Source organism: Methylovulum miyakonense HT12 (assembly GCF_000384075.1).
GTDB classification, from domain to species: Bacteria; Pseudomonadota; Gammaproteobacteria; order Methylococcales; family Methylomonadaceae; genus Methylovulum; species Methylovulum miyakonense.
Genome location: NZ_KB913025.1, coordinates 1,666,967 through 1,680,567 on the forward strand (window position 1 = coordinate 1,666,967; position 13,601 = coordinate 1,680,567).

General features: G+C 51.6%; 13 protein-coding genes and 1 pseudogene. 4 read left to right on the plus strand and 10 right to left on the minus strand.

Annotation, left to right across the window (positions count from 1 at the left end; all coding sequences use genetic code 11):
* Window positions 1-46: 46 nt before the first annotated feature.
* A complete protein-coding gene (locus tag METMI_RS23525) occupies window positions 47-310 on the plus strand; it encodes a DUF7230 family protein (RefSeq protein ID WP_019865905.1) in 264 nt (87 codons plus the stop codon).
* On the opposite strand, the gene cpdA is transcribed toward METMI_RS23525, so the two are convergent.
* The 8 genes and pseudogenes from cpdA to METMI_RS0108805 all read right to left on the minus strand — a co-directional run bounded on the left by cpdA (window position 307) and on the right by METMI_RS0108805 (window position 8,535).
* Complete coding sequence (gene cpdA, locus METMI_RS0108770) at window positions 307-1,110, minus strand: 3',5'-cyclic-AMP phosphodiesterase (protein WP_019865906.1); 804 nt, start codon at window positions 1,108-1,110, stop codon at window positions 307-309. The two genes, METMI_RS23525 and cpdA, sit on opposite strands and share 4 nt — an antisense overlap.
* A gap of 8 nt (window positions 1,111-1,118) precedes the next feature.
* Window positions 1,119-2,453: an amino-acid N-acetyltransferase gene (gene argA, locus METMI_RS0108775; RefSeq protein ID WP_019865907.1), complete on the minus strand. Its 1,335-nt coding sequence runs from the start codon at window positions 2,451-2,453 to the stop codon at window positions 1,119-1,121.
* A gap of 146 nt (window positions 2,454-2,599) precedes the next feature.
* Window positions 2,600-3,028: an IS1096 element passenger TnpR family protein gene (locus tag METMI_RS23530; protein ID WP_019865908.1), complete on the minus strand. Its 429-nt coding sequence runs from the start codon at window positions 3,026-3,028 to the stop codon at window positions 2,600-2,602.
* 90 nt (window positions 3,029-3,118) lie between these two features.
* Window positions 3,119-3,687 (minus strand): annotated as a pseudogene (locus tag METMI_RS23535) (REP-associated tyrosine transposase).
* A 148-nt stretch (window positions 3,688-3,835) separates the two neighbouring features.
* The gene (gene ilvD / locus METMI_RS0108790; RefSeq protein ID WP_019865909.1) at window positions 3,836-5,527 is read right to left on the minus strand and encodes a dihydroxy-acid dehydratase; all 1,692 of its coding nucleotides are present in this window, start codon (window positions 5,525-5,527) and stop codon (window positions 3,836-3,838) included.
* A 204-nt stretch (window positions 5,528-5,731) separates the two neighbouring features.
* Window positions 5,732-6,400, minus strand: coding sequence for a TIGR04211 family SH3 domain-containing protein (locus METMI_RS0108795; RefSeq protein WP_029151572.1), 669 nt, complete (start codon window positions 6,398-6,400; stop codon window positions 5,732-5,734).
* A 42-nt stretch (window positions 6,401-6,442) separates the two neighbouring features.
* Window positions 6,443-7,345, minus strand: a complete 903-nt coding sequence (gene argF, locus METMI_RS0108800; RefSeq protein ID WP_019865911.1) for an ornithine carbamoyltransferase — start codon at window positions 7,343-7,345, stop codon at window positions 6,443-6,445.
* Window positions 7,346-7,356: 11 nt separating this feature from the next.
* On the minus strand, window positions 7,357-8,535 hold the full coding sequence (locus METMI_RS0108805; protein ID WP_019865912.1) for an aspartate aminotransferase family protein: 1,179 nt from the start codon (window positions 8,533-8,535) through the stop codon (window positions 7,357-7,359).
* A gap of 177 nt (window positions 8,536-8,712) precedes the next feature.
* Here METMI_RS0108805 and grxD point away from each other — a divergent pair, with 177 nt between their 5' ends.
* From grxD to METMI_RS0108830, 3 genes are all read left to right on the plus strand, one after another.
* Complete coding sequence (gene grxD / locus METMI_RS0108815) at window positions 8,713-9,036, plus strand: Grx4 family monothiol glutaredoxin (RefSeq protein ID WP_019865913.1); 324 nt, start codon at window positions 8,713-8,715, stop codon at window positions 9,034-9,036.
* Window positions 9,037-9,550: 514 nt separating this feature from the next.
* A complete protein-coding gene (gene ispB, locus METMI_RS0108825; protein ID WP_019865915.1) occupies window positions 9,551-10,561 on the plus strand; it encodes an octaprenyl diphosphate synthase in 1,011 nt (336 codons plus the stop codon).
* Between the two features lie 55 nt (window positions 10,562-10,616).
* On the plus strand, window positions 10,617-10,964 hold the full coding sequence (locus METMI_RS0108830; RefSeq protein WP_029151573.1) for a DMT family protein: 348 nt from the start codon (window positions 10,617-10,619) through the stop codon (window positions 10,962-10,964).
* 177 nt (window positions 10,965-11,141) lie between these two features.
* On the opposite strand, the gene METMI_RS0108835 is transcribed toward METMI_RS0108830, so the two are convergent.
* The gene (locus METMI_RS0108835; RefSeq protein WP_019865917.1) at window positions 11,142-11,882 is read right to left on the minus strand and encodes a hypothetical protein; all 741 of its coding nucleotides are present in this window, start codon (window positions 11,880-11,882) and stop codon (window positions 11,142-11,144) included.
* Window positions 11,883-12,180: 298 nt separating this feature from the next.
* Window positions 12,181-13,542 (minus strand): hypothetical protein, encoded by a 1,362-nt coding sequence (locus METMI_RS0108845; protein WP_019865919.1) that lies wholly within the window; start codon window positions 13,540-13,542, stop codon window positions 12,181-12,183.
* Window positions 13,543-13,601: the final 59 nt, after the last annotated feature.

Sequence of the window (13,601 nt, forward strand, 5' to 3'; positions counted from 1 at the left end):
CCAAACGGCGCAGCCCAATAATGTTTTATATTATAAGAGGTAATCTATGAAAAAACGTAAAAATCAACGTCAATTGGAAGATATTCCATTGCAAAATCCAGTTGCCAAATTCGCCCATCAGTTTAATAAGGCCCAAGCCTATTGCGACAAGACCCAATACCGCCGTAAGGCCAAACATCCGAAGCAGGAGGCTTCTTCAAGCATTTTTACGATAAGAATGTTTGGACAAGCCTCTTGGCTGCGGTCTATGGCTTTGGGATTTTTAACCGTTATGGCCGGTAGTGGCCCGGCAAAGGCCTTTGGCCTTTAGTAGCCTGTGGTGGTGGTTTCCAAGCCAGCGAGCGCTTCGCTAAGGCGGATGACTTGTGAGGAGATGCGTCCATCGGCATGCAGTTGCAGGTGCCGGTAAGCGGGTGAGGTGTCATCCAGTGCGAATTCCACGCTCTTGGGTTTAAACTGGAAGCAAGTTGACGGGGTACCGAGTATGCGGATGGATTGCAATTGCCTGTCCATAGCCTGGTGGATATGCCCATTGATGATGATTTTAATTTGTGGATGGCGTTTGACCACCGCCAAAAACTCATCGCTGTTCTCGATCATCATCGTATCCATCCAGACGCTGCCTGTCGCCAGGGGATGGTGGTGCACGGCAACCAGGGTGTTTTGGCCGGGATGTTGGCTTAAGCACCCTTCCAGGAAGCACAGTTCTCCGGCGGATAAATACCCGCCTTCTTCACCGATTATTTGGCTGTTCAAGCTAATGATTTGCCAACCCTTTAAAAACACCTGTTTACGGCAATTAACCAAAGGGGTGCTCAGGACTTTTTGCATCAGGGCGTAATCATCGTGGTTGCCGGGCAGGCAAACACACGGGATCCCGTAGCTGCTGATGTGCTTTAAAATGTACCGGTAGCTTTGGGTCGCGGGCTCTTGCGCCAAGTCACCTGTCAGCATGATCAAATCGAAGGCCTGTCGCTGGGCGAGTGCTTGCGCTAAGACCGCCCGAAAATAATAGGCGGTATCAATGCCCAGCAAGGTTGCGCCAGGGCTAGCGAGGATATGGGTATCGGATAACTGCAATATTGACAGGCATTCGGAAGCTGATGTCATCGTCAGGGCTATTCAATGTCTTTACAAAGAATCTTCGAATTTCTTTGCGGATTGTAAAGGGCCTTAAGCGGCTCGGGGAGATTCGTTATATCTGACGATAAAAAACCTCGTTCAATAAACCAGTGTACCGTTTGTGTCGATAACACAAAAATCTTTTTCAAGTTTAGCTGTTTGGCCTTGCGGGATGCGTAGTCCAGCAGACGGTTCGCCCGCGCCGAACGCCGATAATCGGGATGCACGGCAAGGCAGGCGATCACGCCAAAATGCCGTTGCAGATCCGCGTGTAAGGCAATGCAGCCGATAATCAGGCCATCGCGCTCAATGATAAAATAATCTGCGATCTCCATCTCAATTTTTTCACGCGAACGTTTCGCCAAGACGCCTTGTTGTTCCAGAGGTTTGATCAGTTCCAAGATGCCGCCGATGTCGTGAAGGCTGGCCGGGCGCAGATCTTCGAACGGGTTGGAGCTGATCAAGGTGCCGATGCCGTCGCGGGTGAACAGCTCCAGCAACAATGCCCCGTTTTGTGTCCGGTCGATTAAATGTACCCGGGCAATACCCGAATTACAAGCATGGATTGCGGCTTTGAGGGGCTGGCTCATGGTTTCATGAAGGTTAGGGTGCTTGTCAAGGAAGGCCGATATTTCCGCTGTCGTCATTTGTTGGATGGGTTTCCCGCTGTCGGGATGGCAACAGCTTTGTTCAGTCAGCAAAACCAGCTTTTCCGCTTTTAGCGCGATGGCCACAGCCGTCGCCACTTGCTCGGCGGACAAATTAAAAATCTCCCCGCTGGGCGAATAACCAATCGGCGAAATCAGCACGACATTGTCTTGATCCAACTGCTGGTGGATGGCCTCGCTATCAATCCGGCGCACTTCACCGGTGTGGCAATAATCTATGCCGTCAATCACGCCCAAGGGCTTGGCGGTGACAAAATTGCCCGACGCGACTTTGATTTTCGCCCCCGCCATCGGCGAATTCGCCAAGCCTAGCGACAGCAACGCTTCAATTTCAACGCGCACCAGCCCCGCCGCTTCCTTCACGGCCTGCAAGGCCAAATCGTCAGTAATGCGCAAATGATTGTGGAAACGCGGCGGCGCGGAGTTGTGCAGCCGCTGGTCGATTTGCGGACGGATGCCATGCACCAGCACCAGCCGGATGCCTAAGCTGTTGAGCAAGGCAAAATCATGGACATGGTGTTCAAAATCAGCCGCCAACACCGCTTCGCCGCCAAACGAGATAACAAAGGTCTTGTTACGGTGGGCGTGGATGTAGGGGGATGAGGAACGGAACCAGTTGACGAATTCGTTGGGTGGGGTCATTGTTTGTGTGGGATGGTTCATACAAATTGCGGTGCCCGTATGTGGCGATAGCGGGATACTGGGTATGGCATCGAAGCCCAGCCGTTATCTTCCTGCGGGCTTCCTTAACATTAATTGGGGGTGCCGGGGAACGATGGGCATCAGTTGCGCGGCTTAAATTTCTTTACTTATTCATCAAAGTCGGGATATTGCACAGGCCTTTCGCCTATCTCGCTAATGCGGTGAGGATAGCTGATACCTTGCTGTGGCCCGTGTGGTTTTTTCCTGCTTTTGGTGATTTTAAATAACCAATTATCGCCATAATCAAATAAGTAATACAGGCTTTTGCCTGTTTCCAAGGGGTATACGTTTTCTAAGGTAACAGAAGAATAAAAGCCCTCTTCTTCATCGTCAAAACGAATTGCGCTAGGGTGATAACTGCTTTCTGTTTTAGAAATGTAAAATTCATATAGGTGGTCATTCTCAAATTCCACCGCATCTTGAATGGCAAGATGCAATTCCTCAAGCGTTGCCGAGCTATCAATTTCAATTTCTGCCGCCCAAGACTGTTCAGTAAAGGGGGTAAACGCTAATTTTATTTTAAATGTCCAGATCATATTCGGAAGGCCATTCGTAATGTGTTGGAGGGTGAAAAATAAAAAGATTGGGGTTTTGTTGCCATCAAACCGTTTTTAACTCCTCTCACGTTATATTTTGTAGGATGGGCTGACGACAGGAAGCCCATCACACTCCCCGGCAGCAAAATCAAATTCACCCACAAAAGCCCAATTGTCCTGATAAACTCCTTGTCCGGCAAATTGATGGAAACTGGAATGGGGCCAATCAGTCACGCGCTCTACCCAGCCATGTTTGACCGGATTCCAATGGATGTAATCGACATGCCGATTCCAATCGTCTTGATCACGCAGCAAATGTTCCCAAAATCGCCGTTGCCATTACCACGTTCCCTTCGTCCGATACGGCTGGCTGAAATTGGCTCACCTTTGGCAATCGCCCGTGAGAAATGGCCTTTCAGCAAATTCCAGCGCGTGGAAAAATCCGCATCGTCCGGCGGCAACGTCCAAATACAATGGATATGATCCGGCAAAATCACCACCGCATCCATATGGTAAGGATGGCGTTGTTTTACATAACGGAAAGCCGCGCGTAGTGGGCCGATGTGTTCAACCAACAACGGATTGTTATGGCGTTCGGCAAGATTGACGGTAAAAAACCACGAAGCCCCAGGCACATAAGCACGGCGGTAGTCAGTCATGGATTTTCCGATAAGTTGATGTTGGGTAAAAATTGAAATGTAGGATGGGCTGACGCAAGGAAGCCCATCAAATTCGGCAACACCCCATGATGGGCTTCCTTGCGTCAGCCCATCCTACAATCCTTGACTAATCCCGCCAAGCCAGCAATCAATTATCCGTAACCGCCCCCAACGAAGCCGAATTCACCAACTTGGCATATTTCGCCAACACGCCACGGATATATTTCGGGGCAGGTTGTTGCCACTTCTCCATCCGCCGCGCCATTTCATGTTCGTTGATATGCAAGGTCAAGGCGTTGTTTTCGGCGTCAATAGCGATGGTGTCGCCGTTTTCGACTAAGGCTAAGGGGCCGCCGACGTAGGCTTCGGGGGTGATGTGGCCGACCACGAAACCGTGGGTGCCGCCGGAGAAGCGTCCGTCGGTGATCAATGCGACTTCCTTGCCCAAACCTTTTCCCATGATGGCGGAAGTCGGGGAGAGCATTTCGCGCATGCCAGGGCCGCCTTTGGGGCCTTCGTAGCGGATGACGATGACATCGCCTTTGACGATGTCGCCGTGCAAAATGCTGTGCAGGGCTTGTTCTTCGGCATCAAACACTTTCGCCGTGCCGATAAAACGTAAGCCTTCCTTACCGGTGATTTTCGCCACCGCGCCTTCGGGGGCGAGGTTGCCATAGAGCACGACCAAATGGCTGTCTTTTTTGATCGGGTGGGCGAGGTCGTGGATCATGTCCTGACCGTCTGGGTAAGGGGCGACTTCGGCGAGGTTTTCCGCCAGGGTAAGGCCAGTGACGGTCAGGCAATCGCCGTGCAACAGGCCGGCGTCCAGCAACACCTTCATCAAGGGCTGGATGCCACCAATTTCGACCAGTTCCGCCATCGAGTAACGTCCGCTGGGTTTTAAATCGGCCAGCATCGGCACGCGTTTGCCGATGCGGGTGAAGTCGTCCAGGCTGATGTCCACCTTGGCGGCATTGGCCATGGCCAAGATATGTAGCACGGCGTTGGTGGAGCCGCCTAGCGCGATGGCGACGGTGATGGCGTTTTCAAACGCTTCCTTGGTCATGATGTCGCTGGGCTTAATGTTTTTTTCGATCAGGTTCATGACCGCCGCACCCGCGCGTTCGCAGTCCAGGCGTTTGTCGTTGGAGACGGCGGCTTGCGCGGAGCTGTTGGGTAAGCTCATGCCTAAGGCTTCAATTGCCGAAGCCATGGTGTTGGCGGTGTACATGCCGCCACAAGAGCCTGCGCCCGGGATGGCTTTGGCTTCGATTTCGGCGAGTTCGGCATCGTCGATTTTGTTGTTGGCACGGGCGCCGACGGCTTCGAACACGGACACGACATCGAGCTTTTTATCTTTGTGGCAACCCGGCAAGATGGTGCCGCCGTAAACAAATATTGCTGGACGGTCCAAACGCGAAATGGCGATCATGCACCCCGGCATGTTTTTGTCGCAACCGCCGATGGCGACCACGCCGTCAAAGCCTTGGCAACCGACCACGGTTTCAATGGAATCGGCGATGACTTCGCGCGAGACCAACGAGTATTTCATGCCTTCGGTGCCCATCGAGATGCCGTCGGAAATGGTGATGGTGTTGAAAATGACGGCCTTGCCGTTGGCTTGGTTGACACCGTTGGCCGCATCATCGGCCAGTTTGTTGATGTGCATATTGCAGGGCGTGACCATGCTCCAGGTCGAAGCGATGCCAATTTGCGGCTTAAGGAAATCTTCGTTGGAAAATCCAACTGCGTGCAACATGGCGCGGCTAGGCGCGCGTTCCATGCCGTCTACGACTTGGGAGGAAAAAGTACGGGTGGTTTTATCGCCTGTGTGGGACATGTAAGGATTCCTTTTGGTTTTAGAGTTGGTGGAATTGGGGTGAGGGGGAGTGTTAATCAAGGCTTGTCGCTGTTTTTCGCTTCCGTCCAGACCTGCCGAAGGGTAAAGGGAGGCGCCTGTAGCCCAGCCCTGCGTGCTTTGAAAGTCCAGTCAGGGCTGGGTTGGGGGCTAGGTGAGACGCGCTTAGGGCTGGCCTGATAAGCGTTAGTACATATCCCAGCTGCTTTTACGCCGCCAGCCCAGCTTGGGCAGGATAAACCCTAGGATCACACTGAAAAAGACCAGGATGCCGCCATATAAAAACCAATCTTGCTCGCTGGTGTTTTTAAGCCCGGCATTTTCCCGCTCAAGCTGCTCCAGTTTGCGTTCTGCATTGACCACGCGTTCCTGAAGTTCGTCACGCTCGTTTTTAAGCTGGACGACGCCTGCCGCCGCTTGTTTGAGTTCGCCCAATTCCAGGCTTAACCTGTCCCGTTCTAAGGCTAAGGATTTTTCCAGGGATGTGCCTGGCGTGATCGAGTCTTTGACAATTTTTAACTCGGCTTTTAAGGAAAGGTTTTCGGATTGTAAGGATCTCAGGGTCTTGTTATTGGTTTCTATCACGTCCCGTGCAGGTGGCTCTTTCATGGTCTGGCGCGTTTGGATGAAACCTTCGGCACCGTCGCTTGTGCGTACTGGCGTGAAGCCAGATTTGGTTTTTTCACCGATGACGGTCAGTTGCGTACCGGTCGGCAATAATTTGACCACCCTCGCCTCGTTGTCCGGTGCACTTCTGAGCGATAAATTCAAGTTGTCCGTGACATAAACTGTTTCAGCCCGCGCTATACCAGCCGAGAGCGCTATGATAACAAGCGAAGTTAGTATTTTTTTCACAGAAATCCCTACAGTTAGCCATCTAATGGACTGATTTTAACGTTATTTCCGGCAGAGGAGAAATTCCAGTAAGGCTTTTTGGGCATGCAAGCGGTTTTCCGCTTCCTGGAAGACTACGCTTTGCGGGCCGTCGATAACGTCGCCGCTGACTTCCTCGCCGCGATGGGCAGGCAGGCAGTGCATAAATAAGGCGTCGGTTTTTGCGGCTGACATGACCGCGTTGTTGACCTGATAGTCTTTAAACGCAATTTGGCGTTGCCTTTGTTCTTCTTCGTGGCCCATGCTGGCCCAAACATCCGTGACGACCAAATCGGCATCTTGGGCGGCGGCCACCGTGCCGGCAAAAAATTTCACGCGCCCGCCCGCCGCGGCGACAATGGCGGGGGATGGGCAGTAACCGGCCGGGCAAGCGATGTGCAGGGTAAAATCCAAGAGCATGGCCGCATGGATATAGGAATGGCACATATTGTTGCCGTCACCGATCCATGCCACGGTTTTGCCTTGGAGGTCGCCGCGCAATTCAAAGAACGTCTGGATGTCGGCGAGCAATTGGCAAGGGTGTTGTTCGTCAGTCAGGCCGTTAATGACGGGGACGCTGGAGTGTTCGGCAAAAGTGGCGACGGTGTCGTGTTTGTCAGTGCGCAGCATGATGCAATCGACCATGCTGGAGATGACTTTGGCGCTGTCGCGCAAGGGTTCGCCGCGCCCCAATTGGGTGTCACGCGGTGACAAGAACAATGCGCTGCCGCCAAAATGCGCCATGCCCGCTTCAAAGGAAATGCGGGTACGGGTCGATGATTTTTCAAAAATCATCGCCAAGACGCGGCCCTTTAGCGGTTGGTAATCAATGTCGCGGTGGTTTTTGAGTTCGATGGCGCGATGGATTAAGGTGCGCAATTCGGCACTGGAAACATCGAGCAAGCTGGTAAAGTGTCTAAGGGTCATGAAGGTGCTACCTACAACTGTGCGGTAAACGCGGAGATGAGTGATGATAAGGTGCCAACAAGCTGCTGGATTTGCAGTTCGTCCATAATTAATGGCGGTAACAGGCGGATGTTTTTTTCGTAGGTGACATTAATCAACAACCCGGCCTCCAAGGCTTGGCCGACCAGTCCGGTGCAGGGCGTGTCGAGCTCGATGCCGATCATCATGCCTTTATGGCGAATATCCACGATATGCGGGTTACCTTGCAAATGGCCGGTAAAGCCCGCACAAATCGCCGCGCCTTTGCTGGCCGCCGCCGCCAGCAAACCGTCGGCGTCCAGGGTCGCCAATACCGCCAAGGCCGCGCTACACGCCAAGGGGTTGCCGCCAAACGTCGAGCCATGGGTTCCGGCGGTCAGCACCTCGGCGGCTTTGCCCCTCGCTAGGCAGGCGCCAATCGGCACGCCATTGCCCAAGGCTTTGGCCACGGTGCAGACATCCGGCAAGATGCCGTTGTGTTGGTAGGCGAAAAATTTCCCTGTCCTGCCTATGCCTGTTTGGATTTCATCCAGCATCAATAACAGGTTGTGCTGGTCACACAGGCTACGCAGTTGGTTGAGGTAGTCCGCTGCGGGGATATTCACGCCGCCTTCGCCTTGGATCGGTTCGGCCAATATGGCGACAATGTTGCCGTGCCCGCTGATGGCCGCTTCCACCGCGCCGATGTCATTGTAGGGCACCCGGATAAAGCCTTCGACCAAGGGCCCGAAGCCTTGCTGGACTTTTGGGTTGCCGGTCGCGCTGAGTGTTGCCAGCGTCCGCCCGTGGAAACTTTTTTCCATGACGATGATGGCCGGATTTTCAACCCCCAAACCATGGCCGTATTTGCGCGCCAACTTGATTGCCGCTTCGTTCGCTTCCGCGCCGGAATTGCTGAAAAAAACATTGTCCATGCCGCTTTTTTCAATCAGGCGGTTAGCCAATTGTTCTTGCAGGGCGATGCGGTAAATGTTGGACGTATGCACCAGCTTGCCGCTTTGTTCACAAAGGGCCTGATGCACCGCCGGGTGCGCGTGGCCTAAGTTGCAAACGGCAATGCCGGATAGCGCGTCCAGATAACGCTTGCCTTGGTCATCCCAAAGCCAAGCGCCTTCGCCGCGCTCAAAAGTGACCGCTAAACGTCCGTAAGTTGGCATAATGTGGCTGCTCATAAGGTCTGTCTACCAATAAAACAAGGGGGTGTGCCGCCCGATAAAAAAATGGTCGATTATAGGTTTCAATTTACCCCTAAGCAAGACTTGCATTTTAATAATTGCTTTTTTAACGGGCGCAATGTTGATAAAATCCCTAGGTATTTGTATTTATTTAATCAGTGAGCGATGTCTACTATGAACGTGATAGAAAGAATTAAAGATCAGCTTGAGAATAATCCGGTGGTTTTGTACATGAAAGGTACCCCTGATTTCCCCCAGTGCGGATTTTCCGGACAAACCGTGCAAGTGCTGGACTTGTGCCAGGCGAAATATATGTACGTCAACATTTTTGAGGATCCAGAATTGCGCGAAGCCCTTAAAGAGTATTCAAACTGGCCGACTTATCCGCAATTGTATGTCAATGGCGAATTGGTTGGCGGTTGCGACATTGTTGTGGATTTGTATAAAAAAGGCGAGCTTGTCCCCATGCTGTCCAGCGTCGGCGGTGTCGCCCAGTAAGCTAAGTTTGCCCGTATAGCCTGACAAGGCAAATGTTTGCCTTGTCAGGCTTTTTTGTGGGCGTAAAGTTGGCTTTAAGGGTTCAAATCATACAAACCATGGAGGATAGAAAAGCACTTGGCCATAAACCCGTTGGTTGTCATCTTGGTTTGGTTCGAACAGGCTTTTTCTGCCTAAAGGTGTTTATGCCCTTTGCGCCCAAATCCAGCAATAAAAATACTTTGAAAATAATCGGGTTAACCAGCAATTCTCATTATGACCTCAAGCTACCTTATTTCAGGCTTTGGGGCCGGTCAGTATCGTAGGCTGGGATGAAGCGGTAGCGCAATCCCTGCACCACAAGCCACTCTGCTGGGGTTCCTTGCGTCACCCCAGCCTACTTTGCTTTAAAAAGAACCGGGTTAACTTGACATACTCAATTAATTTACTAATGGGTTATAATGCCCCGTTAACTTATAGTTTCACGGCTAACACCCTGAAACACATCCAAACTTTACACTTGTAGCAATCAATAATGGCAGCGAACGCACACCCTTCTTCGAACGTATCGACCCCTATAGACTTTGATTCCATCAAAAACTTAACGGAGGCCGAAGCCAAAGCGGTTGATCAACTTATTGTCAATGAGCTAAGCTCCGATGTCGTGTTGATTAACCAGATGGGGCATTACATTGTCGGCAACGGCGGCAAACGCCTGCGGCCGATGCTGTTGTTATTGGCGGCTAAGGCTTTGGGGGGCGCCAGCGACAATCACTTGATCCTTGCCGCCGTCATTGAGTTTATCCATACCGCCACCTTGCTGCATGATGATGTCGTCGATGAATCGGATTTACGGCGTGGCAAAGAATCCGCCAATGCCGTGTGGGGCAATGCCGCCAGCGTCTTGGTCGGGGATTATCTGTATTCGCGTGCTTTTGAAATGATGGTGCGGACGGGCAATATGCGCGTCATGGAAATACTTTCCAAAACCACGACGGCGATAGCCGAAGGTGAAGTGTTGCAGCTGTTAAATTGCAATAACCCTGAAACCACAGAAGCCAAATATCTTGAGGTCATCGCCAGAAAAACCGCCATCTTGTTCAGTGCCGCCACCCGTTTGGGCGGTGTCCTTGCGGGCGTTTCCGCTGAGGTGGAGGAAAACTTGGCCCGCTATGGCCAACACCTGGGCATTGCCTTCCAATTGATCGACGACGCCTTGGATTACAAGGCTAACCAAGAAGATTTGGGCAAAAACCTCGGTGATGACCTGGCGGAAGGCAAGCCCACATTGCCGCTGATTTACGCCATCCAAAACGGTACCGACAGCGAAGCCGCTATTATCGTTGAGGCGATTAAAAACGGCGAACGTGACGCGTTTAACGCAGTTTATGCAATCGTCCAGCGTACCCAAGCCATCACCTATACCGAGCAACGCGCCGATGAAGAAGCGCAAAAAGCCATTGATGCTTTGGGTTGTTTACCGGATTCCGAATATAAAGAAGCCCTGACCTTATTGGCAAAGTTTTCCGTGCAACGCGGTTATTAAGGCCGCGGTAGCGGCACTATATTTTGTTGATGCCTGTTTTTGACCGGACATTTTTGTGAATGCAACGCTGACAGCCATACTCTTGCTCTGTTGCAGCAATGTCTTCATGACGTTTGCGTGGTACGCGCATTTGAAAGAATTGAACAACAGGCCTTGGATAATCGCCGCATTAATCAGTTGGGGCATTGCCTTGTTTGAATACCTGCTCCAGGTTCCGGCGAACCGCATCGGCTATACGGTCATGAATGTGGGCCAGCTTAAAATCTTGCAGGAAGTCATCAGCATTTCGGTGTTCGTGCCGTTTGCTGTTTTTTATTTAAAAGAACCGCTAAAATTGGATTATTTGTGGGCCGGGTTGCTGTTGTGCGGTGCGGTTTATTTTGTCTTTCGGGAAAAGCTTTAGTTTGGGTTTTTGGCTTCGTCTTAACAACCGTATGCGTTGCTATTCCTCCATGTCTACCATCCCCGTTAAAGGCCGGTTCCCGTAAAGGCCCTAAAGTCGTCCCTATAAATCTGGCGGTCAAACCTTTTTCCGTACCATCCAGGCTTCCCTGCCTTAATAAACCACATCACATAGCGGCTAGCAACCCTGGTTTTGCTGCCTTGAATAAAACCACATCTGATAAATGCTGACCAAGATTTGCATCCCCATTGAAATGCCCATCAAGGCCCCGCTGATGACCACGACATAGGCAAAAGACGGGGTGGACTTGGTGATGAACCATGACACTATGTCCAGCAACATCGCGGCAAACGGGATGACCACGGCGATGCGTTTGATATAAACGTTGATTTCACATAGCAGAAAAATTTTGCCGATGAAAAACAGGATGAAGGCGATGCCGAATAAATGGATATGCGAGACGCGCACTAAGGTCGGGATGGTCGCGCCGCCGCCGTGGGCGACTTCCGCCACGCCTTTGTAATGGGTCAAATCGGGCAAGGAAGGGTTGACGCTGGGCGTGTGGCAGATGATGCAATCGCGGTTTAAGATCGGGGCGATTTTTTCGATATAGCCGGGTTCGTCCGCGCCGGAATTGATCCATTCCATAATGACATCCTGGTCTGACGAATACCTCAGGTTGGGTTTCATAATGCCTTTAATCGCCGTGCCTAAACGTGTTTGGGTATTGGAGCCGTGATAACTGATGACGACGTCTTCCACCGACAGCCCGGCCTTCCCGTCCAGTCCCTGATGGGTGTAATAGAGGTTGGCCAGGGCCGCCAGATAGCCGAGGCCTATGGTGAGCAGGAATACGGTGTTTAAAATACGTTCGCTGACGGAAATGTCTTTAAAACGTCTAAAGCGTTCGGGAGCCATGGTGTTTGCCTGAAAGGTGTGGAAGAAAAAGTTATGGGATATTCAAAGCGATTAACGTAACCCATCAAAATTTGGGTAAGTCCGGACAGCTTAAGTTAATTGTTTTGGCGTGGGATGGATGTTGAAGGCTTTGGTAATGCTGGTTACGGTTTGTTCCTTGGCGCTGCTGATAGGTTCAGTAAAATAGATATTACAGGTCAATTTAAGGGAGATGGCCACGGAGGGATGGGGCGCACGAAGGGCGGCAAAGGTAAATGCTTGTGCCCTTCGTGGTTTGGCCAGTTTGTCCTGCTATCCCTTAAAACGCCAACCAGCCATTTAGCATAAAGGTATTGTTGCCGTTGACGAATTGAGTGGCGCCATCAAATTGCGAGTAGCCAATATATTGCAAGCTGGTGCGCAAGTTGAGCCAAGGTGCCCAAGCCGAACCGGATTTGCCGAAAGGCACATAAACCAATTCAGCCGTGTAGTATTCGCTATTGGGTTTAAAAGAGACTGAATCAGGGTAAACGTTGCCATTACGCGACCCGTAAAGCTTGTTATAGGCAAAGGTCACACCGTAAGTTTGGTCGAACGTGTAAGCGCCGTTGAACTTAAAGGTGTCTAATTCCGTGTTGCCTGTGCCACCATTACGGCTGACCGAAAGGTTTTGGTTTTCGTGGATAAACGTCGTTTTGACTTCAAAGATATGTTTTGGATTTGCCATGTATTGGTAGGTGGCATCAAAAGCGATATCCGTGTAATGGTCAGCCCCATTGCTGGCATCACCCAAGGTGTTCGGCAACAACACATCCGCGCTCATGCCGTAATGGCCTACTGCGAAAAAATGGCCTTTGGTGTCGTATTGCAAAGCGGTGCGCCAGTAAGGTGCCGGGCCGTCCAGCTTGATATAGCCGCCCGGAACCGCCCCTGCCAATGCGCCTTGTAAGTCATTTGAGAAAGAATCGTAAGCCCCTGCTTCCAGATACAGCAAGTTGTCGATCATGGTGTAAGCGGTCGCCCCGCCAACTTGTGACGTCCCCAAGGCGCCGTCAATCAATGCGGCGGTCGCTATGCCTGGCTGTAAGGCCGAGCCATTGTAAGGGAATCCCCACGCGGCAGTCGTGTTCCACAAATCTTGCACGGTCGGGCTGTTGTTTAAGGAAATGCCGTAAGTGATGGGTTTGTCCATGAGTTCAGTTTGGTCCGAGTACCGGATGTCCGCGTTATCCCACGCCACGCCATCGGCATAGCCATCGTAAGTGAATTGGCTGAACGCGCCGACTTTTCCGTAAACCTTCCCTGCGTAAAACAAAGAGGCTTGGTCAAATGTGAAGTTATCGTTTTTGTCATAGCCTGCTTGGTCAAAATTTGCAGGGTCTTGGTCTTTATCGGTGTGTGTCAACGAGCCTTCTATCATCGCGCTGATGGGCGGTAAGTTTGCATTGGCGCCACTGCCGCCCGTCATTGTATAGCCACCGAGTTTAAAATCCCGCCCAAAGGGAGTCAGATTGGGGCCAAAGGATTGGGTATGGCACTGGCTACAGGCCGCGCCAGTCTGCCGGGTAAAACTCGGCACGGCTTGGGCGTCAGTAAAACTGATGGCCGTGGTTAACACGAGCAGGGCCCAAGCCGCCAGAAACGGTTTCGATTTGCGGGGGAGGTGAAGAAAATTTTGCATAGCTTTGCCTAATGGTTAAAAATTGATAAGTTGGTTTCAGCAACAAACGTGCCGTGCTA